This window comes from Planctobacterium marinum, assembly GCF_020687805.1.
Classification (GTDB): Bacteria; Pseudomonadota; Gammaproteobacteria; order Enterobacterales; family Alteromonadaceae; genus Planctobacterium; species Planctobacterium marinum.
Map to the genome: position 1 here is coordinate 142,845 of NZ_JAJEWQ010000006.1, position 23,981 is coordinate 166,825.

Consider the following 23,981-nt stretch of genomic DNA (forward strand, 5'->3'; position numbering starts at 1 on the left):
GCACAGCCACACTAATGACTATGCTAAAAGCAATTATCAAGTTTTTGCAGTGTTGAAGATGACAGATTGTGGCGTTTATACAGAGGACATATTGCGGTTTACCAGCTCTGTCGGGCTGGCACCTGATAGCCTTAAATCCTACATCGAAAATTTAACCGACTACCTGAGAACCACTTTTAATCTCAGTGCCTGTGCGGTCGCGTTAACAGACGTTCATTTTCAAAAAATAGCGCAAAGCACGGGGTATTTTGAAGACGGTCTGGCTGATGAGGATCTGATATATCGTCAGGTAATTGAAGCCAAAACACTGTGCTTTTTCAATGAACGCGCTTTGCAAGACTCTTTTAAGGGCAGTTGGTTGTTAAAATCTGCAGATCACGCCGGGTACTTTGTCGGCGTTTTATTGACGTCTGGCAGCGATAATCCGGTGGGCATGCTCTATGGTTTTGGTAAGGGCGATATGCCCGATCAAAGTGCGGAATGGAGCGGTTTTACCGCGATAGCCAAAAGTATTGAACTGTACCTACAGCAACAAACGGCCAGACCTGACTATTTGTCGAGTTTAGAGTTTCCGCATCTGCTGACCGCCGCTCATGAAGATCTGATTTTTGCAAAAGACGAGCAGTTTCGCATCGTGTTTGCGAATCCTTCGTTTATGCAATTGTATCCGGGAAAAAACCCACAGGACATTCTTGGAACGACGACTGTGGAAGATTATTTGCCAGAAGATGCAGAAGCGTTTCTCGAGCAGGACAAAATCGCATTTGAGCAAGGAAAAAGTGAGGTTTTCGAAGAAATCCTCATGCCGGATGGCCGCAATTGTATCCTGTGGACCATTAAGAAACGCTACATTGCAGATGATGGTCGAGCCTATATTCTGGGCATAGCGCGAGACGTAACACGCCATGAGCAAAGTAAATCTGAGTTAAAGCAAAGCAACGAAGATTTGGAAAACTTTGCGTACATTGCATCACATGATTTAAAAGCGCCGTTAAATTCAGTTGAAAAAATCTGTGGCTGGATAAAGGACGACCTGCAGTCAAAGCTGGATGCCAGTGCCCAGGAGTATTTTAAGCTATTAAGTGGACGCATCGACAGGATGCGTGGATTGCTGGATGACCTGTTAGATTATTCCCGACTGGGACGCATGAACTACAAAGTCAATGACATATCCGTTGCTGATGTGACCAGAGGTATTGTGGAGTTTTTAGATATTGGCCAGGAGTTTACGGTTACCGCTGATGACGTTGTGGTGCAGCTTCCGTCTATACCCTTTGAGTTGGTGTTGCGCAATCTTATTCAAAATGCGGTCAAGCACCATCACAAGGGACAAGGTACTGTTTCTGTTTTAGTGGCTCGCAAGAGTCGTAATTACGTGATTTGTGTAGATGATGACGGTCCCGGAATTGCCCCTGAGTATCGTGAAAAAGTAGTGAAAATATTTCAGACACTGCGCCCAAGAGACGAAGTGGAAGGGGCTGGTATGGGATTAGCCATAGTAACTAAAACGCTCAGCGTTGCAGGTGGCGATATGAAAATCGAAGATAGCCCAATTGGGGGGACACGAATCCAAATTCAATGGCCAGTTTATGCACGTCGGGAGGGATTGATTGATGAGAGCAAATAGTATCGCTGACTTAGAAGTATTGTTAATTGATGATGATGACGTGGATGCCATTTCGGTGAAAAGAGCCTTTACTAAACTGAATTTGCAGGAAACCTTAACGCGTAAAAGCAATGCGGTTGAAGGTTTAAAGTATTTGCGAAATCGCACCAGACATCGCGACATTATCGTTATCCTGGATCTTGAGATGCCGATGATGAATGGATTTGAATTTCTTGAGGAATTAAGGAATGACACCGCGTTGTGCCGTACGGTCGTTTTTATGCTGTCTACCTCATCCAGTAGAGAGGATATTCAAAAAGCTTATGCCAGAAACATTGCAGGATATATTTGTAAAGAAAACGTAGGTAAAGACTTTGAAGGGCTGATGCAGTTAATTGATGGTTTTGGACAAGTGGTGAATTTACCAACGCTTACTAAAGGAGGCAATCATGCGTGTGCTTATAATTGATGATGACATGGTGGATCGCAAGGATATCGTCAGGGTTTTGCAAACTCAGGCAGGCACTTCAATCGTTGAAACCGCAACAGCTCAGGAGGGAATGGCTGCGCTGACCAATATTAAATTTGATATTGTACTTCTGGATTATTTACTGCCTGACAAAAACGGGTTAGAGGTTTTGGCGGGTATTAAAACACTCAATCTCTCGCACCCTTGCGGCATCATTTTGATGAGTGGCAATGATGACAGTGAATTGTTAGAAAAAGCACTTGAAGCAGGCGCTCAGGATTTCCTTGGGAAAAACGAAATTAACCAGCAACGATTACAACGCACAATTCATTTAGCGAGAAAGCGTTTTGAGCTGGAATATCATGTCCGCAAAAGTCAGGAGCGCAGTAAAATCGCTGCCCGTATGGATAATCTGACGCGATTGTTCAATCGAACTGCGTTTGAGACCGCATTGGAAAAAATGCTGTCTTCCAATACAGAGTACGAAGAAGGGGCGGTTATTTTTTTGGATGTGGACAATTTTAAATTTTTTAACGAGTGTTACGGGCATGAAGTGGGTGACGAACTGCTGAAGCAAGTCGCCGCACGGATAAAACAAGTGGTTGATAAGAACGACCAGGTTGCCAGGGTTGGCTCCAATGAATTTGCTGTGCTGTTCAAAGCCCAGGACATTGAAACTAAAAAACGTCGATTGTTAAACCGTTTACTAAAAGCGCTGGATTTTCCTTTTGCATTTGATGATGTGGAGATCAATTGTACTTTCAGTATTGGCTGTACGTTTTTAGGCAATGAAAAATCTAAAAAAGACATTATCAAGCAAGCTAATCTGGCCTTGCACAAGGCGAAAGGCGAGTCTGGCTACAGCGTGACAGAATTCGATGCCAGTCTTTCTGCAGAAATTGAAAAACAGCGCAAGATGAAAGAAGGCCTGGAGTTTCATCTGAATCGAGGTGAATTTAATGTAGTGTACCAACCTATTATTGCTGAATCTGGTGAAACGGTGTCATTGGAAGCTTTGGTTCGCTGGCCTGAAAATAGCCCATTCGGACACTTCAGGCCAGATGAGTTTATTCCTATTTCAGAGCAAAACCAAACTATTGATAAACTGGGAGAATTTGTTTTTAAACAAGCGGTTGAGACCCTGGCCAGCCTGAAAAGTAGGGGATATAACGATATTCGCGTGTCTGTTAACTTTTCGCCAATACAGTTAAATCAATGGGAGTTGAGTGTTCGACTGGTAGATTTGTGCCGTAAGGCGGGAGTGTCACCGTCCGACTTGGTATTGGAAATCACAGAAACGGCATTATTGAGCAATGATTTTGCGACTAAAAGAATGATATCCGAATTGGCCACTGCCGGATTTACCATTTCTCTGGATGATTTTGGTACTGGTTACTCATCCATCAGCCACCTGATTAACTTTCCGATTAATCAGGTAAAAATGGACCGTTCGGTGGTGCCAGTGTCACAGGATGACAGTAAACGCAAAAACCTACTGAGCAGCCTGGTGAGTATGTGTAAATCAATTGGAGCGGTTGTCGTTATCGAAGGAATTGAGGAACAATGGCAGGCAGATTTTTGCCGGGCCTTGCGGGCTGAAAAGCAACAGGGATATTTTTACAGTAAACCGATTTCTTTTGCAGAGTTAACCGAAAAATATTTGCAGTCTGAAGAAGAAACCGCAGCACCTCGCTGCGCGTCAATGTAAGCAAACTAGTGATAATGTTACTAAAATCGATGAGGCGCTATTGAAATCAAGCTATTCAGGAAAACTATATTTACAAATAAATCTCATTCCATAGGTTGAAAAGCTGTATTCTAGCGCCATTTCCTTCGTATCCTTAATATCGATTCATTTAAATGACCAGGGAAAGCTCACATAGCCAGCAATAAACGCTGATTAAAAATATTTTGATGACCATTATGTGCAAAAGGTTGTGTGAACAAGACCAATAAGCAAGGTCTGCGCTTACGAGCTGCATTTAAAATTTAAGAAATTCAGGAAAAAGATCAACAAATAAAACCGGGAATGACGGTTGTTGACTTTTTACAAGGGGCTTCAGGGATGCGAGCGTTCTTGAAACCTTACTGAACAGGATCGACGGAAAGAACGTAGATGTTATTACATCTGATATGGCACCGAACATGAATGATAATGTTACGGTGGATTAAGCAGGGCGATGTGCTTAGTGGAATTGGCTTTTGATATGTGCCAGTAATCCCTAAAAAAGGATGGCGCACTGGTAATAAACGTATTTCAGGGTGCAGGCTTTGATGAATACTTTAAAGTGCTTAAACAGGCCTTCAAAGTCATTAAAACCCGCAAACCAGACTTCTCCAGAGTGCGCTCAAGAGAAGTCTACCTTGTAGCTACCGGCTGGAAACTATAGTATCCTTCGTGGTTAGTGATGTTGTTTCGCAATTTAAGTTTTTATTGAGGTTATTACATTGAGTGATATGGCTAAAAACCTGATTCTTTGGTTAGTTATTGCTGTGGTATTGATGTCTGTTTTTCAGAGCTTTACCCCTGGTGATTCGGGCAAACGGCAAACCAGCTATGACCAGTTTATAAAAGAAGTTAATCAGGGCATGATCCGCGAGATCAGCATCGATAAAGAAACCGGTGAAGTCAGAGGACTAAAGCGCACCGGCGAGAGCTTTAATACTAATATTCCTTACTATGACGACGGCCTGATGGCTGATCTTCTGGATAACAACGTGCGCGTGGTCGGTATTCCACCGGCAGAGCCCTCCATGTTGGCAAATATATTTATTTCCTGGTTCCCAATGTTGTTATTGATTGGTGTCTGGATATTCTTTATGCGACAAATGCAAGGCGGCGGTGGCCGAGGTGCGATGTCCTTTGGTAAAAGTAAGGCCCGGTTATTGGGTGAAGACCAAATTAAAACCACATTCCAGGATGTAGCTGGTTGTGATGAAGCCAAAGAAGAGGTGGTCGAGCTGGTAGATTTCTTGCGTGACCCTTCCAAGTTCCAGAAGCTGGGCGGCAAGATACCTAAAGGTGTCCTGATGGTTGGCCCTCCCGGAACGGGTAAAACACTTCTGGCAAAAGCCATTGCCGGTGAAGCTAAAGTTCCATTTTTCACTATTTCAGGTTCTGACTTCGTAGAAATGTTTGTCGGTGTCGGCGCGTCTCGGGTGCGAGATATGTTTGAGCAAGCTAAAAAGTCTGCGCCTTGCATCATTTTTATCGACGAGATCGATGCCGTGGGCCGTCAACGCGGAGCCGGGTTAGGCGGTGGACACGATGAACGCGAACAAACCTTAAACCAAATGCTGGTCGAGATGGATGGCTTTGAAGGCCACGAAGGCATCATTGTAATCGCAGCAACTAACCGCCCTGACGTTTTAGATCCAGCGCTGCTGCGCCCAGGTCGATTTGACCGCCAGGTCGTCGTGGGATTACCTGATATCCGCGGTCGTGAACAAATTCTTAAAGTGCACATGCGTAAAGTGCCAATTGCGGATAACGTTGAAGCCTCTGTGATTGCGCGTGGTACACCCGGATTTTCCGGTGCTGATCTGGCCAATCTGGTTAACGAAGCCGCGTTATTTGCCGCCAGAGCCAATAAACGCCTGGTAAACATGGAAGAGTTTGAAAAAGCAAAAGACAAGATCATGATGGGGACCGAGCGCCGCTCCATGGTAATGTCTGAAGAAGAAAAAGCCATGACAGCCTATCACGAAGCGGGTCATGCAATTGTAGGCCGTTTGGTGCCTGAGCATGATCCTGTTTACAAGGTGTCTATTATTCCGCGTGGACGTGCATTGGGTGTAACTATGTACCTGCCGGAGCAGGATCGTGTGAGTCACACCAAGCAACATTTGGAAAGTATGGTGTCCAGCTTGTTTGGTGGTCGATTGGCTGAAGAGCTGATTTACGGTGCTGATAAGGTTACTACAGGTGCGTCAAATGACATTGAACGTGCCACCGATATTGCCCGTAAAATGGTCACACAGTGGGGTCTGTCAGATAAGATGGGGCCGATGCTGTACGCAGAAGAAGAAGGCGAAGTCTTCCTGGGAAGAAGCGTCGCGCAAGCAAAGCACATGTCTGATGATACCGCCAGAGCGATTGACGCAGAGATTAAAGGTGTTATCGACAGAAATTACGACCGTGCGAAAAACATCCTTGAAGAAAACATGGATATCTTGCACGCCATGAAAGACGCATTGATGAAGTACGAAACCATTGATGCTAAACAAATTGATGATTTGATGGAACGTCGTGAGGTTCGCCCACCGGCTGATTGGGATAAAGACAATGATAAGTCTGATAAACCCACCGGGGGAGCGGGAGCCGAATCTGATCCTAAGCCTGAGGCTGAAGATAAGAATCCATCCAAAAACACGGTTGGCAAGCCGGGTGACCTTCCTGGTTAAATCCGCTAGACTGTTGAGATTATGAAGTTACTGACGCCTCATTCGAGGCGTTTTTTATAAGCGATTAGAAATTCTACCGGCAATGGCACTACAACATAACATCAGTGGGCAACCCCAGATAATGGGGATTTTGAACGTGACACCTGATTCATTTTCTGATGGTGGTAAATACTCAGATTTAGACGCGGCATTATTTCAGGCCGGGCAGATGATTACGGATGGCGCTGCTATCATTGATATCGGTGGTGAATCAACCCGACCAGGCGCTGCAGAAGTTTCAGTTCAGGAAGAACTGGACAGAACTATCCCTGTTATCGCCGCCATTGCAGCCAGGTTTGATGTATTACTCTCTATCGACACCAGTAAACCCGAAGTGATTTCGGCGGCGGTCGATGCTGGTGCCGGTTTGATTAATGATGTACGTGCTTTGCAATTACCAGGTGCGCTGGAAGCCGCAGCGAAAACCAATGCCGACATTTGTCTGATGCACATGCAAGGGCAACCCAGCTCCATGCAAATTGCACCGCAATATCAGCATCTGTTAACTGAGATTACGCAGTTCTTTGAATCGAGAATTGCCGCCTGTGAGCAATTAGGTATCTCAAGAAACCGATTAATATTGGATCCGGGGTTTGGTTTTGGCAAAAGTCTTGAGCATAATTACCACCTGTTAGGAAATTTGTCGTATTTTGAAGCGTTGGGTTTACCCTTATTGGTGGGGTTATCGCGTAAATCTATGATTGGAAATTTATTAAAACAACCCGTAGATAAAAGGCTGGCGGGAAGCCTTGCCGGCGCCTTAATTGCCGTCCAGCAAGGTGCCAGAATAGTGCGGGTACACGATGTTAAAGCAACATCTGACACACTAAATGTATTACTAAAAACAATAGAGTTGATTTGAGAGACAGTATGAGAAAGTACTTTGGAACAGATGGAATTCGTGGTCGCGTTGGCGAGAATATGATCAACCCTGAATTTGTCACTAAGCTGGGATGGGCGGCTGGTAAAGTACTAGCCGGATACGGTACGAATAAAGTTCTGATTGGTAAAGACACCCGTATTTCAGGTTATATGCTTGAGTCTGCGCTGGAAGCGGGCCTGTCAGCGGCAGGGATTAATATTGGTTTATTGGGACCCATGCCAACACCTGCAATTGCCTACCTGACTAAAACCTTCCGGGCTGAGGCGGGAATCGTTATCAGTGCATCGCACAATCCGTACTATGACAATGGGATAAAGTTCTTTGGTTCCTCAGGTTTCAAATTGGATGACGACATCGAGTTGGCCATTGAAGCTGAAATGGAAAAACCCATGACCTGTGTCAGCTCGGATAAACTGGGCAAAGCAACCCGAATCAATGATGCTGCGGGCCGTTATATTGAGTTTTGCAAAGGTTGCTTCCCTTCAGAGTTGTCATTGCAGGGGTTAAAGATAGTGGTGGATTGCGCACATGGTGCCACTTATCACATAGCACCTGATGTACTGATCGAATTAGGCGCTGAAGTCGTTGAGATTGGCACCAATCCCAATGGCCTAAACATTAATGATAAAGTCGGTGCCACCTCGTTAGATTTGATTCAACAAAAAGTACTGGAAGAAAAAGCCGACCTGGGGTTTGCACTGGATGGTGATGGGGATCGCATCATGATGATCGATCACAAAGGCAATATTTTGGACGGTGATCAGATTGTATACATCATTGCCCGGGATAACCTGAAGTCAGGTAAATTAAATGGCGGTGGTGTAGTAGGCACGGCAATGAGTAATCTGGGACTGGAAATAGCATTGACAAAACTGGGTATCCCTTTTGCCCGGAGTAAAGTTGGCGACCGCTATGTGCTGGAGCTGTTGCAGGAAAAAGGCTGGTGCATTGGTGGTGAAAGTTCCGGCCATGTTTTAAATCTGAATGTTGCATCCGCAGGGGATGGCATTGTTTCGGGTTTGCAGGTGATTGCCTCGATGTTGAAATCGAATATGTCATTGTATGATTTGTCTCGTGGTATGGAAAAATATCCGCAAAAGTTGATTAACGTGCGTTTTAAAGAAGGTAACGATCCATTGCAATTACCCTCTGTTCAGGATGCCGTAAAAGAGGCTGAAGCCGAACTTGGCGATACCGGCCGCGTGTTACTTCGAAAAAGTGGTACGGAACCTCTGATTCGGGTCATGGTAGAAGCCCACGATGCGCCTTTGGCGAATAATTGGGCAGAATATATTGCAAGTGCTGTAAAAGAGGCCCTGTAAGCAATTATTTTAGTCGGAAATCTTGTAACTTGTGTGCGTCTTCGTTAATATCTCGCACCGCTCGAAATTGCAGAAAAAGCTAAATTAACTATGGCGATACAAAGAAAACCATTGGTAGCAGGTAACTGGAAACTGAATGGTTCTGACAGTTTGGTTGAGGAAATGAGTTCAGCGTTGCAAAAGGCTGAGATATCCTCCTCTGATGTTGTTATTTGTGTCCCTGCACCTTATTTGGCAAAATTCCAGAGCAGTGGATTTGATATTGGCGCACAGGATGTCAGTGAACATGACGCCGGAGCCTATACTGGCGAAGTCAGCGCTGAAATGTTGGCGGAGTGCGGTGCAAAATGGGTTATTGTGGGTCATTCTGAAAGACGTACTTATCATGCTGAATCCGACAGTCAGGTAGCGCAAAAAGCTGCCATGGCAATCAAAGCCGGTTTAACGCCCATTGTTTGTTTTGGCGAAGAAGAAGAGATACGTGATAACGGGACCTACACAGACCATTGTATCGCGCAGCTTGCTGCGGTGATTGATGTGCTGGGTATTGAAAATTTTGCCCAATGCGTATTAGCCTACGAACCTGTATGGGCCATTGGCACCGGCAAAACTGCCAGTCCTGAGCAGGCTCAGGATATGCACAAATCAGTGCGCGACTTTATTGCCACTCATTCTGCTGATGTAGCGGAGGGAATGAGAATTTTGTACGGTGGTAGTGTAAAAGCTGATAATGCATCAGAATTATTTTCACAACCTGACGTAGACGGCGGCCTTATTGGTGGGGCCAGCCTTAAAGCTGAAGACTTTATTCAAATTTGTCGTTCAGCCTGAACTAATTAGAGACAGTAAATGTTATACGAAGTACTTTTAGTCATAGATTTGATTGTAGCGATTATGCTGATTGGTTTGATTCTGATCCAGCAAGGCAAAGGCGCTGACATGGGAGCCTCTTTCGGCGGCGGTGGTTCTAACACTGTTTTCGGCTCTACTGGTTCCGGAAATTTTCTCACCAGAACCACAGCGGTACTGGCAACTATCTTTTTTATCGTGAGCCTGGCACTGGGTAATATGTCAAACAACCAGGGTGGCACTGAAGATACTTGGGAAAACCTTGAGGTTCCGGCAGTAGAACAAACTGAAACACAACCTGCTTCTGGTGATGTTCCCGCAGCTGAAAAACAAGAGTCGGATAACGACGTACCTAATACCTGATAATACGCGGATGTGGTGGAATTGGTAGACACGCCATCTTGAGGGGGTGGTGAGCAATGCTCGTGAGGGTTCAAGTCCCTCCGTCCGCACCAATTAAAATAAAAAACCGACTTACGTCGGTTTTTTTGTCTATGGGCCAGGAATTCCGCGGACATCTCCCGTTAATGATATAGAGCCGCTAAATATCTCACGAGAGCGCTATTAGTCGTGGTTGTATTGACTTACACAGTACCGGTCACTCAACACAACAGCTGAAACACCGCTTACCAACCTGTGCATTACTCTTTTGCAATTCTCAATAGATATAAATTCAACCCTTCGGTAGCAATGATTTTTTTAGCTTCTGAAAACTGTTTTTGATCCAGTGGTTTTAAAAAGTTCTTAGGTTGCTGATGATTAAACTGGGCATCTACCCTGAATAAGAAAAACCGCGAATCATGATGCGCAAGTGTAGTTATTTTGCTGTCTTTTAATAAATTAATTACTAATTGAATTAAAGACATGTCATTTTCGATATGTAATAACTCAGTGTCGATAAACAGATATTCAGCATGATAGGAATGCTCTGATAGCAGTAAATGTTTACGGTTTGCGGCATAAGGCCAATATGCATACTGGCTGCCCAGTTTTGCCTGTTCAGGAAGCATATATTCAACCTCCCGAAAGTACGCTATGTTCACTCTGGAATTTGAAGTTTCAGACAAGGTCGTTTCGAAGATGAGATTTCGTGATTTAGCGAGACTATAAAAAGAGCCTAACAAAACAATGGCGATAAGATGCCAGGTGTAGAGCCTGGTGGCCGCTGATGAATTTAACCCCGTTGTGATTTTCTTCCATTGCGTGAATCCTAACATGGATGCAATGACTACGATTGTGACAGATGGTAATCCGTGCCAGTCAAATATGTAGGTTTCATAGCTACTGAAATGATAGATGGCCAGCTCCGGAACGATGGTAAGCAGAAGCAAGGGGGACAAGAATGCCGATATAAACCAGAACAATTCTTTATTGGCCCAAAGTGAACATAGCATCGCGCTGAACGATGTTTTTTGTGAAATTGCTCGTTCAATAATGTCGGAAGCATGTTGAGGTTTGACATTATAGATATCGGGAATGATGACAAGGGCAAAGACGATAAATGCGATGGCCAAGCCGCCCGTCACAACAGCTCTTTTCCTGTCGTTAGTGGTTATAAATGCAATTATTGATGCAATCAGCACAATAAAGGGGACGTTTTCCTTCAGACCCAAAGTGAGAATAAGCATAAAGTAATACATTAAATAGCGAGGACTTTTGAATAAAATCAGGGAAGCAAGAAGTAATGGGGGAATTAATGTGTCGTGATGAAACCCGTTTCCAATGTCTAATGTAGCCATAACGACCGTTGGGTGAACACAGTAGGAAATAATTGTCAGTATCGCAATGGTTTTAGGCAGGTTGATTTTTTGTGAGTAAATAAAAAATAACAAAGCCGTAAATACTGGGGTAACTCCCTGGAGCAACAGCAACATGTACGGAGAGCTCCAGGCCTTATACAATGGCACCAGTAACGCTAAAGTTGACGCAAAATGCTCGGTAAGGTAGCTCTGGTAGCCAAATTCATAAAACAAAAAATCAGAGTAAAAAAACAATCCGTTGAGGTTAGTGTTCCACAATATATTCTGGTACAAAGTAAGGTCGGCATTGGCAAGTCCATGATGTAACGCCGTAATTTTTAAATAACAAAGGCAAGCGCCATAGAACAGAAGAAACAAACATAAGACAGCTTCCTCTGAATGCCAATAAGCATTATTTTTTCTTGTTGTTGTCTTCATAGAAATTAAACTGGGTTGCGCACGCTACGTGCTATTGCGAACATACAGTGAATTTTACTCAGCATCGAGTTTACCTACTCGGTTTGTAAGATAAAAGCAGTGTTATTGTTGAATAGCTTGTATATGTTGTTTTTTGAGCAATACAGGCTTAAAGCCTTTCTTCTTCACTGATGGCTGGTAAGGTCATTTCAACCACAAAATCGTGATTTTCGATAAATTGTCGGAATTGGCACTCTTCGCCATAGATTAGCGTAAGGCGAGCTTCATTGTTGCCAATACCCATACCGAAACCTTTGTTGCTACTGTTTTCATCCAATGGGTTGCTTATACGAATGTACAGAACTTCGTCGATGACTTCGGCTTTAAGTACGATACTGCAATGGGTTTTGGAGCCGTGAACAACCGCGTTTTCTATCAGGGGTAATAACAACATGCCAGGCACTCTTCGGTACAATGCGTCTTTAGTTACCTCTTTGTGATAGGAGAGTTTGTCACCGAAGCGCAGTTTTTGCATGTAGATAAAATTGTCCAACAGGGACAATTCGGCTTCCAGTGTACTGAAATTACTCATTCTGTTATCAATGATCCCCCTGAGTAACAAAGACAGTTCATTGAGGGCGTTCAGTGCGTCCGGTTTGCGCTCTGTTCTTACTAATGCAGAGATACTGTTTAATACATTAAACAAAAAGTGTGGATTGAGCTGGGCCCTGAATGTGGCGAGTTCTGATTGAACCAGCTTTCTGTTGAGTTTTTCCTGTTGCAGTTGCGCATAGACACCGGTTTCATACCACTGCCAGCCGATGCCAATCAATATGTACAGCACATACATTTGAAAATCCAGATTCCACCAGTTGTAAGTGGTGAAATGCTGAAATGCTCTCACCATAGTGTCCAGGTGTAATGGCTTCAAACCTGGCAGGTAATTGTTCAGAAAGTACAGGGCATGCACTGCAATCGAGGTTTGCAGGCAAAAAATCAGTAAGATACTTATCAGTACACAAATCAGCCTGACAACCGTGCTGTATTTTTGCTGCCAAATAAAACAGGCTGAGGCGATGAGCATTGGCATCACCAGAAAGTTACCAGTCCACCACTGCATGCCTTCTGCAAAATAGTGCCAAAAGCTGGAGAAAGTCCAGTCATTGTGGTAACGCACTCGTCGCAGAGAATAACCACAGAGTGTAATTAGCCAATAAATAGCGCAAAGTTTCCACAGAACAGGTGTAAAAAGACGTTGTGGAAAACGGATTTTTTGAGTTTCTGACATTTTATAGTGATTCAACTAAAGAAGTTTAATACCTGGTTTTTCAGTTGTCGCGACACTGGTAGTGTTCTGCCGCACTTGAGTTTTGCCGTGTAATCACCTCGGGTACTGGCAAGCAATTCTGATATGGCGCTGATCCGCACTATCGAGGAACGATGAATACGGATAAAATCTTGTCGGCTTAAGCGGTTTTCCATGTTTAGCATGGTTTCACGGTGCAATACCATTTGACCACTTTTCAGATAGATCTCGACGTAATTACCGCTGCCCAGCAGGTAGTCTATATCGCGGATCTCAATAATTCTGATTTTACCGACCTCTTTGACCGGGATGACTTCACTGACGGGGTTGTTGAGCTGCCTGGAAACAAGACTAAATACCTCCTTTACTTGCTCGTTGTCCGGTTCAGCGCTGAGTAATCGATGACAAACTCTGTCGTAAGATTCGGCAAAGCGCTTTTCGTCTATTGGTTTAAGTAAATAATCAATGGCACTCAGCTCGAATGCTTCAATGGCAAATTCACTGTAAGCAGTTACAAACACAATGACGGATTTCCCGGTGAAGATTTTAGCCAGATCTATACCGGAGATTCTCGGCATATTAATATCCAGATAAGTCACATCCGGTTTTTCTGCAAAAAAGATATCCACCGCACTACTGGCGTTATCTGAGGTTATGATGTCATTGGACGGAGCTTGAGTTTTTAGCAACGAAACTAAATTATCAATGGCCAGTTGTTCATCATCAACTACGAGGATTTTCACGGCTAAACTTGCTGCTCTTCAAAAACTGCTAATGATAGGTTAGCTTAGCCAAAAGGTAATCACCAATTCGTCCCTGAAAACCTGCAACTGGCATACATTGTTAGGGTGGTCATGCACTAATCGTTGAGTTGTTCAAATGTCAGTCCGGCTTTTTCCTTCAGTCGTTCAATCAATGGCATACCGAATAGGGTCGAGGGAGTCCAAAATCCGCCCGTTGAGGCATCTTCGGAGGCCTTATTGAGTTCTGAAAAGAAAATTGCGGTTTCCGCTAACATTTTAGCGGTAGAGCCGTAGCCGGGATCTTTGTCTCCGGTAACTTTACATCTGATGCTCTTACCTGTGGCGGTTTCACCAAAAAAATGCATATTAAAATAGCCATTTTCCTGTTCATCTGGTGTTGGCCCATCGCCAGGCTTCGGCAGAAACAGGGATTCCATTGCCGCGCGTAAAGGCGATATCGCTGCAGAAACCATAAATGCGCCCAGCCCGTAGGTCAGGGCTTTTGCTTTAAAGGCGGACGGGCTTAACATCGCTTCGTCATAGAGAAAGTTTTTACCGTACCGGGCGTTCAGTAATGCATTACTACGATGCACAATTCGGGTGTTAATAGACGCCATGACAAAAGGAGCAGTCCATTGTTTAAAATCATTGTCGTACTTTGCTTTGTTGTTACTGGCCTGTCGGGCAAAAAACGGATGATCTGCGGGGCAAAGTGCATAGGGGTTTGTGAGGGTGCGTCGCAATGCCGGATCGCTGGCTGCTTCCTTGGCCACATTGAGCAGGCTGGCAACCGTGCCACCTGAAAAACCACCTTTCATGGCTTTCACCCGCATTTTTACCCGATAGCAGTAATGACCAAACTGCTGTTTGGCGGCTTCCTGTAAGAACAATACCCCCATATCGGAAGGAATAGAATCAAAGCCACAACAGTGGACAATGCGCGCGCTTGAAGCTTTTGCTTTTTCATGATACTTTTCAACCATGCGTGCTATCCACTGAGTTTCACCCGTGAGGTCGCAATAATCAGTGCCCGATTCACTGCACACTTTTACCAGTGGTTCGCCATAAAGCGCGTAGGGCCCTACTGTTGAAACCACTAACCTGGTTTGACTGACCATAGCGCTGAGTTGCGCCTCATCTGCAGCGTCTGCCAAAATGGTAGGAATTGTCTTGGCATTGTCACCTAACTGACTTTTTAACTGTTCCAGTTTTTGCGCGGAGCGGCCGGCAATCGCCCAACGTATATCTGAATCCTGGTAGTTTTCCGCTAAATAACGACACAAAATTTTGCCAACGAAGCTGCTGGCGCCAAATATTACAAAGTCAAATGGGGTGTCGCTCACAGGCGGAAACTCCTTGTTCTGTCATCGGAAATAAAAATGTAGGTGCTGCGGGTAGTATTTACAACCGGGACAACTAACTTTCTTTGCATATTCTTAAAATCTGCAGATAATGAGCGCCGGTTTAGGCTTTTAACAGCCATCGGCGTTAATCAGGGTGTTATTTCTTACATATTATTCATGAACAGTATTAATCCAACCTTTGTGCGACTTTCTCTATTTACTGTCTGGTGCACCGCTTTTTATCTGATGTCAGATGAACCCGTGGCGCTGTTTCTGGATTATGCAGGGTTTGCTTTGCTGGGGGTTGCCGGGGCTGTTTTTGCCAATGCTACAGGCGCAGGAGGCGGGGTTATCTTTGTGCCCTTTTTCAGCCAACTGGGATTGGACAATATCACAATTGTTGCCACCAGTTTTGCAATCCAATGTTTTGGCATGACAGCGGGTGCGATTTCCTGGTATCTGTGGTTCAGGAAACACCAAAATAGCAACCCTGAGTGGCAACCAGTTCATCGGGTTTTGTGGTGGACAGTCCCGTTTTCCATTGCCGGTATCGTTTTTGTTCAGATTACAGGGTTTGAATCGCCAAATAGTTTGCATGCAACCTTTGGGGCGTTTTCCGTGTTTTTAGCTATCGCGATATTTGCATCAATTCCACTGCTAAAAAAACAGAGCTTTAACAGTCATTTGACAAGAATTGACTATCTGCTTTTACCGCTGATATCAGTGGTAGGTGGTGGAATTACCGCCTGGCTGTCAGTGGGGGTCGGGGAGTTGATTGCGATTTATTTGATCTTTCGTCGCTTTAATGTGTCTTTTGCTATTGCCTGCGCCGTTATTCTAAGTGCCTTTTCGGTTTGGTTTGGCGTGCTGTACCATGTATTTGATACGCAGTCGGTTTATTGGTCTGTCGTGATTTTTGCCGGACTTGGGGCTGCTGTTGGCGGTACCCTGGCACGGCATCTCGCACTGTATTTTTCAGTTACTCACTTAAAGGTGTTCTTTGCCGCCTGGGTATTGCTGATTGGTATTGCATCCATGCCGTTGTAAACTGTTCCATTTTTTCCCGAAACTTCGATGTTCAAGATGATGTTATGACTGATGTGAAGAGCGCTTTTGCGCCAGATGGCGAGCTGGCCAGCAGTATCGAAAATTTTAAGCCAAGAGAAGCGCAAATCAGCATGGCTGAAGCTGTAGCTCAGTCAATAAAATCGCAGTCGCAATTGGTGGTGGAAGCAGGAACCGGCACCGGGAAAACCTTTGCCTATTTGGTGCCAGCCTTATTGAGTAAGCGTAAGACCATTGTATCTACCGGAACAAAAAACCTTCAGGAACAACTTTTCCTCAGGGATTTACCGCTCATTAAAAAAGCCTTGAAAAGCCACAAGAGTACCGCTTTGCTGAAAGGCCGGGCCAATTATTTATGTTTGACGAGGCTGGCGCAACACAGTCGAGGCACCAATCTGATGAGTGCAGAGGTACTTGCAGACCTGACGCGGGTTAAAAGTTGGGCTGTCACCACGGAATCTGGCGATATTGGCGAAATATCGGCCATCAAAGAAGACTCCGGGGTTTTACCTTATGTCACCTCCACGGTAGATAATTGTCTGGGACGGGACTGTCCTGACTACGAAGATTGCTATTTGGTGAAAGCCCGAAAAAAAGCCATGGAATCCGAGTTGGTTGTGGTTAATCACCATTTGTTCTTTGCCGATCTGGCGTTAAAAGATACCGGGTTCGGAGAGCTAATTCCGGAAGCAGAGGCCATCATTTTTGACGAAGCACACCAGATCCCAGATATTGCCACTGAGTATTTTGGCGAGGCGCTGTCTGGCCGACAGGTACATGATATCTGTAAAGACATTGAAGCTTTGCAAAAGACAGTGTTAAAAGATGCCAGCCAGCTATCGCAGGCGGCGGAGCAGTTGCGCGGTTGCATGGCTGAATTGCGCTTGCTGTATCCGCTACAACCGCAAAAAGGCAATTGGTTTGAGCAATTGCGTCGGGAAGAGGTTATTGAACAAATGACCCGTCTCGGCGAGGCATTCGAAGTGCTGTACCAGGTAAGCAAGCTGCACCTTAACCGGGATAAAGCATTTGATGCATTGTTTGAACGCCTGGTGGAAGTCAGAAGCCGGCTGGCTATTATGCAGGACGAACAGCAACTCAATATCAGTTTGTGGTATGAAACCACACCAAAACACATTATTTTGCATGCCACGCCACTGAGCATAGCCGGAAAGTTTGGGGCGATACTGGATAACAGTGACAGTGCCTGGGTATTTACATCCGCAACACTGGCCGTAGGTGACAATTTTAATCATTTTAAGAAATTACTGGGGCTAAAACCCGCCAAAGAACTGATTCTGGATAGTCCCTTTGATTATCAAAAACAGTCGCTGCTGTGTGTGCCGCGTTATTTGTCAGAAGCCAATCATTTTGACCGCAAAAAAGCGCTGTTGCAGGTTGCGCTTAAGATCATTGAAGCCAGTGGCGGGCGATGTTTTCTGTTGTTTACCAGTCACAATATGATGAGACAACTGGCAGCTCTGTTGGAAGATAAAATTAATAATCCAATCTTGGTGCAGGGCGACACTAGTAAACGAGAGCTACTGGAACAATTTATTGCGAATGACAACGCGGTTCTGTTGGGCACCGGTGCATTTTGGGAAGGTGTTGATGTCAGGGGCGATAAACTCACCTGTGTTATGATTGACAAGCTACCTTTTGCATCACCGGACGACCCATTGCTTCAGGCAAAGGTGGAAGATTGTCGCAAAAAAAGGCCTGAACCCTTTTGCTACAATGCAAATTCCTCAGGCGGTCATTTCACTGAAACAAGGGGCAGGGCGGCTTATCCGCGATGTGCAGGACAAGGGCGTGTTGGTTATTTGTGATGACCGGTTGGTAAATAAAGATTATGGCAAAACATTTGTTAAGAGTCTGCCCGATATGAAGCGCACGCGCTCGCTGCAACTGGCTCTTGATTTTTTAAAGGCATTATAGGAATTAGTTTTGAACATTCTGGCAATTGATACCGCAACAGAAGCCTGTTCTGTTGCCCTTGAAACTGAAGCGGGCATCGTTTCCCGATTTGAAGTCTGTCCCCAGGAGCACAGCCGCAAATTGCTGCCCATGGTTAAGTCGGTGCTGGAGGAAGCCTCTGTCCACTTACAGGACCTGAATGCGTTGGCGGTGGGTGCCGGTCCAGGCAGTTTTACTGGTGTGCGTATTGCCATGGGTATGATACAGGGGCTTGCTTATGGCGCTTCATTACCGATAGTGAAAGTCAGCACCTTGCAGGCGATGGCACAACAGGCTGCCAGGCTAAACTCGTGCTCAGAGGTTGTTGCCTTAATTGATGCACGAATGTCGGAAGTGTATTTTGGCAACTACATGGCAGACGAATCAGGCGTAATGCAACTACAAAACGAGGAACTGGTTATATCACCAGAGGCCTTGTTGGCCGGGCCATTGGCCGGATTAAATCACTATGCTCAGGCCGGGACAGGTTGGCAAGCGTATGAGGCGTTGTCTGCGTTAACTACTACTGAGGTAGCTGTAGTGTACCCCAGCGCAGAATTTATGCTACCCATGGCAAAGCAACTTTGGCGGGCGGGTCAACACTATGAGCCGGCCAATATTGAGCCGACTTACTTGCGAGATAAAGTCACCTGGAAAAAGCTGCCGGGACGATAAGTACTTGAAAAATTTAATTTTGGCGAAATATTTGCTTAATATTTACAAAATTGACCCGATACAGAAGGTGTAATCTGTTTGGAAGTGTTCAGTGAACTTTGAATCTACCGTATTAACCCGACCGGGAACTTTAATTATCAGTCCGCCTGTCAATGAGACCGGGCAGCAGGCGGCTGCGCTTAAGTCTCGCCAGGATGATAGTGCTCCGGGACAACAGCCGTTCCAATACGAAACGGTCGTAAAGCGCGGCAATTCAGACACTTACGCCGAAGCGGATAAATACCGTGAACAACAGGAAGGCGCTTACACCGGGTCTGGCAAACGCAGTGGTGTCGATGCCTATCAAAGTCTGGCGTTAGATTATCGCCGCGAGGAAATCAAACAAATGATGGGCGTAGACACATACGCTTAGCCTGTTTTGCTGCTTTCAGTGCACAGAGCCTCATGCTTAATTCAGTAGATATTCACTTTCCCTGGCTATACTTATACACTGGTAGAAACGCATTTTTGCATAAAGGAAAAGTGAGGGCAGTCTCATGAATTGCAGTTTAATCAAACGAAACCTGTTACCTCTAATCGTGATGTTGCTAATGGCAGGGTGCGCTTCTGTGCCCGAGAGTGTGCAATTGCCGGAAGATACGCCGTTGGTCCCATATCAGCAGGCGGCAGCCGAACCTGATGTGCAAAAGGACAAAATGGCACGTTGGGGTGGGGTCATTGCGAATATCGAGAACAAGCAAGATAAAACCCAGTTAGACCTGGTATTTTACCCGCTAAGAGGCTACGGCCGTCCGATTGTGGGCAAGGAAAGTATTGGTCGCTTTCGCGTTTATGTTAAAGGCTTTTTAGATCCGATGGTCTATAAAAAGGGACGCAGCGTAACGTTCGCCGGCAAGATTAAAGGCATTGAAGAAGGTCTTGTTGGTGAGCACGTGTATCAGTACCCTACGCTGGAAGCAACCGGCTATTACCTGTGGGAAGATATTGATCGTATTGAAATCGAAACCATTTCAGTCTGGCCTCATTTCCGCTATGGCTATCCTTACGGCTACCGTGGCATTTACGGATGGAACCACTGGCCATTTTATCAAAGGCACGTTGTAGTGCGAAAACATCAACACCACAACAATGGCGGCAACCAGGGGGACAGCGGTGCGATTAACGGCAATCACTCTAACAATCGCAGTAACGACAGAGGAAATGACTGGCATAAGCAAAGAGGCAATCGAGAGCCGTAAGACTTGTTGTTACCCTGCAAAAAATGATACAAAGCGGCAAATTATTGCCGCTTTGTAGTATTTATGAAAGACATCGAGATTCCGCTTGCCAATATCACCTTACGTGGTCTTGAATTTGGTGACAGTAGCCAACCCACGATTCTGGCATTGCATGGTTGGTTAGACAATGCCGCCAGTTTTATCCCACTTGCGGCGTGCTTATCCGGTTACCACATTCTTGCTGTTGATTTTGCCGGACATGGCAAAAGTGATCACAGAGTTCCCGGAGCCCACTATCATCTTATGGACAATGTTCAGGACTTGCACGAACTGGTGACGTATCTCAAGCTGAACAAGGTCTTGCTCCTTGGGCATTCGATGGGAGGTATTGTTGCTTCTGTTTACGCCAGTTGCTTCCCGGAAAATGTTGAACGGCTTGCCGTAATAGAATCTTTTGGTCCCCTGACAATGGCAGCAGATACCAGTCCGGAACAACTTAAAAAGTCCATTGAAAGTCGCTTAGCGATGCAGCAAAAAGCCCCTCGCCATCCCGACTCTCTGGAAACTGCCGTTAAAGCAAGGTTAATGGCTGGCGATATGAACAAGGCTTCTGCTCAGCTGCTTATGGAACGCAACCTGATGCAAACACCTGATGGACTGCGTTGGCGAACAGATCCCAGGCTAAGAACGATATCTTCTCTGCGACTGACCGAAGCTCAGGCAAACGCTTTTATTGTCAATGTCAGTTGTCCATGGCTAACTCTGTTAGGGTCGGAGGGGTTTGAGAAACTCAAGGTAAACGTTGACAAACGAAAAGCGCAGGTAGCGCAGCTCGAACTGGAAACCTGCCCGGGAGGGCATCATCTGCATATGGATAACCCAAGACCGGTTGCAGAAAAAATAAGCACATTTTTTTCCTGAATGATGAAGTTTCATCACTATTGTTAACGAGATGTGATTAAAAGTTTAACTTTGCAAAAGGTTTGGCTAGTATTAAACAATTGCTCTGGTCCGAGGACTAATTATTAGTTTTGCGTGACAACAGAGTTAACACTAACAATAAATACATTCAGACCCCAGCACCCTCAGGAGCCAATACAGTGGAAAAGATTTGGTTGCAGAATTACCACGAGAGCGTACAACCCGAAGTGGACCCAGATAAATACACTTCATTAGTTGATATCTACGAACAGTCCGTTGCTAAGTATGCCGATAAAGATGCATACATTAACATGGGGCACAAGATAACGTTTCGGGAGCTGGACGAGTATTCAAAACAGTTCGCCGCATATTTGCAAGGGCAGGGCCTTAAAAAAGGTGACGCGGTTGCGGTGATGATGCCCAACCTGATCCAATACCCGATTTGTATTTTTGGCATACTCAGAGCCGGTATGTCTGTGGTGAATGTCAATCCGATGTATACCGAACGCGAGTTGCAACATCAACTCAACGATTCTGAGGCAAAAGCCATTGTCATCGTTGAGAATTTTGCCAATACCCTGTCAGCGATTATCGATAAAACTCCCGTTAAACTCACAATGCTGACGAAAATTGGAGACATGTTACCCATCCCTAAACGTTGGATTGTCAACGCGGTACTGAAACACGTTAAGAAGATGATCCCCGATTTCAGCTTGCCTGGTGCTGTGCCGTTTTTGGATGCGTTAAGCCGGGGCAAGAATCTGCCATTTAACAAACCTGAGATCAGTAATGATGATATTGCCTTTTTGCAGTATACCGGCGGCACGACCGGGGTATCTAAAGGGGGGATGCTGACCCATCGCAACATGGTGGCCAACCTGGAGCAGGTATCCGGAATACTCGAACCCGTTATTACCCCGGGAGAGGAAATTGTGGTGACCGCATTGCCGCTATACCACATTTTCGCGTTACAAGGTAACTGCCTGACCTTTATGAAGTTTGGTTGTCCAAATCTGTTGATCACGAACCCGCGTGACATGCCGGGATTTGTCAATGAACTGAGTAAATATGACTTTTCCATTATTACCGGGGTAAACACCTTGTTTAACGGTTTACTAAACACCCCCGGATTCAGCGAACTGGACTTTTCCCGCTTTAAATTTGGTTTAGGTGGCGGTATGGCGGTGCAAAGCTCTGTGGCTGAGCGCTGGCATGATGTAACCGGTACTGTCTTACTGGAAGGTTATGGCTTAACTGAATGTAGCCCGGTGGTTACCGTAAATCCGCCACAGCTGGAACGATATAAAGGGTCGATCGGCATGCCTGTGCCTTCAACGGATATCCGTTTGTTGGATGAACAGGGCAATGAAGTGCCTATGGGGGAAGCCGGTGAAATGTATGTGCGTGGACCGCAGGTTATGAAAGGCTACCTGAATCGTCCGGAAGCCACTGACGAAATCATAAAAGATGGTTGGTTAGCCACCGGAGATATCGCTAAGTGTGACGAAGACGGTTATTTCTATATCGTCGATCGCAAAAAAGACATGATTCTGGTATCCGGATTTAACGTCTTCCCCAACGAAGTCGAAGATGTGGCAACGATGCATCCGGGCGTTCTGGAAGCGGCTGCAATCGGTGTCCCACATGAGGTTTCCGGTGAAATTGTAAAACTGTTTATCGTGAAAAAAGACGAGGCGCTCACTGATAAGGATATCATCGCGCATTGTAAATCTCACCTGACAGGTTATAAGGTGCCAAAAATTGTTGAGTTTAGAGACGAGCTTCCTAAATCAAATGTTGGTAAGATACTGCGCAGGCAACTCAGAGATTAATAAAAATAACCGGCGCCAGCCGGTTTTTTTTACCCCAACATTTGATACTTATGGAATTCCAAATAATCAACGACAACGGAAGCCTGGCAGAATACTGTCAGCAATCTAAAGGGGCAGAGTTTATCTCCCTTGATACCGAATTTGTACGAACCCGTACCTGGTACCCGCAATGTGGCTTAATCCAAATCAATAATGGCAAGCGCATTGTGTTGGTGGACCCGCTTACTATTTCCGACTGGCAACCACTAAAAGACATTCTGGTGGCACCTGATATTGTCAAGGTACTGCATTCTTGTTCAGAAGATTTAGAGGTGTTTTCCCGGTTGCTGGGAGTTTATCCAGCACCGATATTTGATACTCAGTTTGCCGCCTGTCTGGCGGGGTTGGGCAATACCCTGGGCTACGCCAAACTCATTCAGGACCTGCTTGGGATTGAAGTGGATAAAGGCGAGTCCAGAACTGACTGGTTGCGTCGTCCTTTAAGTGATACACAATTGCAGTACGCAGCCAATGACGTGTTATATCTGCATCAGGTTTACCCAATGTTAAAATCGAAAATCGACGCCTTAGGTCGTTTTGATTGGGTCCTGCAGGAAATGGCAACACTGAGCCTGAAAAAATCCGCTAATTTGGCAGCGCAATACCGGTATCTGTTGGTTAAAAACGCCTGGCAATTAAATGCCGGGGAGTTAGCCGTTTTACAGGAACTTGCAGGCTGGCGCTATAATAAAGCGGTGGAGCAAGATCTGGCGGCAAATTTTGTGATTAAAGAAGCGGCAATGCTGGAAATTGCCCGACGCGCACCTAAATCTATTGCGCGACTGGCTGCATTGAATGTACTTACCGGAAAAGAAATGCGTTTGTACGGGGAGGAGATATTATCCCTGATATTAACTGCATCACTGATCAACGAAGAAAATCGCCCGGAAAAAATTCGTCGCCTGGTGGATATCAAAGCTTACAAGAAGATTTGTCAAAGTATTCGCAGTGCCTGCATTGATGTGGCGGAAGAACAAAATATTCCGCTCGAAGTTTTAGCCTCTAAAAAGCAAATTAATCAGTTTTTGAAATGGTTGTGGTTTGATGTCGAAGAGTGCAAGCTCCAGGACATTAAGCCTGATCTATGTCTTGGATGGCGACACTATTTGTTAGCAGAAGTATTAAGCCAGTATCATTAATTATTCATTGAAGTCAG

Annotated in this window: 19 protein-coding genes, 1 tRNA gene and 2 pseudogenes; 18 read left to right on the plus strand and 4 right to left on the minus strand. The window is 45.3% G+C overall.

Translation table 11 applies throughout. The features are described from left to right. The first annotated feature begins 58 nt into the window (after positions 1-58). The 10 genes and pseudogenes from LJ740_RS18475 (at position 59) to LJ740_RS18520 (ending at position 10,027) form a co-directional block, all read left to right on the plus strand. Positions 59-1,627, plus strand: a complete 1,569-nt coding sequence (locus LJ740_RS18475) for an ATP-binding protein (protein WP_229530616.1) — start codon at positions 59-61, stop codon at positions 1,625-1,627. Next, positions 1,614-2,075 (plus strand): response regulator, encoded by a 462-nt coding sequence (locus LJ740_RS18480; protein WP_229530617.1) that lies wholly within the window; start codon positions 1,614-1,616, stop codon positions 2,073-2,075. Before LJ740_RS18475 ends, LJ740_RS18480 begins: the two co-directional genes overlap by 14 nt. After that, positions 2,056-3,783 carry a putative bifunctional diguanylate cyclase/phosphodiesterase gene (locus tag LJ740_RS18485; protein ID WP_229530618.1) on the plus strand — a complete coding sequence of 576 codons (1,728 nt, stop codon included), beginning with the start codon at positions 2,056-2,058 and terminating at the stop codon, positions 3,781-3,783. Before LJ740_RS18480 ends, LJ740_RS18485 begins: the two co-directional genes overlap by 20 nt. 231 nt (positions 3,784-4,014) lie before the next feature. Then, positions 4,015-4,465, plus strand: a pseudogene (locus tag LJ740_RS18490) (SAM-dependent methyltransferase); the annotation flags it as partial. A gap of 58 nt (positions 4,466-4,523) precedes the next feature. Continuing rightward, positions 4,524-6,479, plus strand: coding sequence for an ATP-dependent zinc metalloprotease FtsH (gene ftsH, locus LJ740_RS18495; RefSeq protein WP_324255634.1), 1,956 nt, complete (start codon positions 4,524-4,526; stop codon positions 6,477-6,479). A gap of 82 nt (positions 6,480-6,561) precedes the next feature. After that, on the plus strand, positions 6,562-7,380 hold the full coding sequence (folP, locus tag LJ740_RS18500) for a dihydropteroate synthase (protein WP_229530619.1): 819 nt from the start codon (positions 6,562-6,564) through the stop codon (positions 7,378-7,380). An 8-nt stretch (positions 7,381-7,388) separates the two neighbouring features. After that, positions 7,389-8,723, plus strand: coding sequence for a phosphoglucosamine mutase (gene glmM / locus LJ740_RS18505; protein ID WP_229530620.1), 1,335 nt, complete (start codon positions 7,389-7,391; stop codon positions 8,721-8,723). Between the two features lie 90 nt (positions 8,724-8,813). Next, complete coding sequence (gene tpiA, locus LJ740_RS18510) at positions 8,814-9,554, plus strand: triose-phosphate isomerase (RefSeq protein WP_229530621.1); 741 nt, start codon at positions 8,814-8,816, stop codon at positions 9,552-9,554. Between the two features lie 18 nt (positions 9,555-9,572). Beyond that, positions 9,573-9,935 carry a preprotein translocase subunit SecG gene (gene secG / locus LJ740_RS18515; RefSeq protein WP_229530622.1) on the plus strand — a complete coding sequence of 121 codons (363 nt, stop codon included), beginning with the start codon at positions 9,573-9,575 and terminating at the stop codon, positions 9,933-9,935. Between the two features lie 6 nt (positions 9,936-9,941). Further along, a tRNA-Leu gene (locus LJ740_RS18520) sits at positions 9,942-10,027 on the plus strand. Positions 10,028-10,213: 186 nt separating this feature from the next. Here LJ740_RS18520 and LJ740_RS18525 read toward each other — a convergent pair. From LJ740_RS18525 to LJ740_RS18540, 4 genes are all read right to left on the minus strand, one after another. Continuing rightward, entirely contained in the window at positions 10,214-11,749 is a 1,536-nt protein-coding gene (locus LJ740_RS18525; RefSeq protein WP_229530623.1) for a DUF2079 domain-containing protein, read from the minus strand. Between the two features lie 148 nt (positions 11,750-11,897). After that, positions 11,898-13,016, minus strand: a complete 1,119-nt coding sequence (locus LJ740_RS18530; RefSeq protein WP_229530624.1) for a sensor histidine kinase — start codon at positions 13,014-13,016, stop codon at positions 11,898-11,900. 11 nt (positions 13,017-13,027) lie between these two features. Further along, positions 13,028-13,777, minus strand: a complete 750-nt coding sequence (locus LJ740_RS18535; RefSeq protein ID WP_229530625.1) for a LytR/AlgR family response regulator transcription factor — start codon at positions 13,775-13,777, stop codon at positions 13,028-13,030. Between the two features lie 116 nt (positions 13,778-13,893). Then, a complete protein-coding gene (locus LJ740_RS18540; protein ID WP_229530626.1) occupies positions 13,894-15,120 on the minus strand; it encodes a saccharopine dehydrogenase family protein in 1,227 nt (408 codons plus the stop codon). A gap of 177 nt (positions 15,121-15,297) precedes the next feature. On the opposite strand from LJ740_RS18540, the gene LJ740_RS18545 reads away from it, so the two are divergent. The 8 genes and pseudogenes from LJ740_RS18545 (at position 15,298) to rnd (ending at position 23,964) form a co-directional block, all read left to right on the plus strand. After that, complete coding sequence (locus LJ740_RS18545) at positions 15,298-16,167, plus strand: sulfite exporter TauE/SafE family protein (RefSeq protein WP_229530627.1); 870 nt, start codon at positions 15,298-15,300, stop codon at positions 16,165-16,167. 44 nt (positions 16,168-16,211) lie between these two features. Further along, positions 16,212-18,123 (plus strand): annotated as a pseudogene (locus tag LJ740_RS18550) (ATP-dependent DNA helicase). Positions 18,124-18,132: 9 nt separating this feature from the next. Beyond that, positions 18,133-18,816 (plus strand): tRNA (adenosine(37)-N6)-threonylcarbamoyltransferase complex dimerization subunit type 1 TsaB, encoded by a 684-nt coding sequence (gene tsaB / locus LJ740_RS18555; protein ID WP_229530628.1) that lies wholly within the window; start codon positions 18,133-18,135, stop codon positions 18,814-18,816. 91 nt (positions 18,817-18,907) lie between these two features. Further along, entirely contained in the window at positions 18,908-19,228 is a 321-nt protein-coding gene (locus LJ740_RS18560; protein ID WP_229530629.1) for a hypothetical protein, read from the plus strand. 124 nt (positions 19,229-19,352) lie between these two features. Continuing rightward, on the plus strand, positions 19,353-20,054 hold the full coding sequence (locus LJ740_RS18565; protein WP_229530630.1) for a Slp family lipoprotein: 702 nt from the start codon (positions 19,353-19,355) through the stop codon (positions 20,052-20,054). Between the two features lie 63 nt (positions 20,055-20,117). Next, a complete protein-coding gene (locus LJ740_RS18570) occupies positions 20,118-20,954 on the plus strand; it encodes an alpha/beta fold hydrolase (protein ID WP_229530631.1) in 837 nt (278 codons plus the stop codon). Positions 20,955-21,133: 179 nt separating this feature from the next. Beyond that, on the plus strand, positions 21,134-22,786 hold the full coding sequence (fadD, locus tag LJ740_RS18575) for a long-chain-fatty-acid--CoA ligase FadD (RefSeq protein WP_229530632.1): 1,653 nt from the start codon (positions 21,134-21,136) through the stop codon (positions 22,784-22,786). A 50-nt stretch (positions 22,787-22,836) separates the two neighbouring features. Then, on the plus strand, positions 22,837-23,964 hold the full coding sequence (gene rnd / locus LJ740_RS18580) for a ribonuclease D (RefSeq protein WP_229530633.1): 1,128 nt from the start codon (positions 22,837-22,839) through the stop codon (positions 23,962-23,964). Positions 23,965-23,981: the final 17 nt, after the last annotated feature.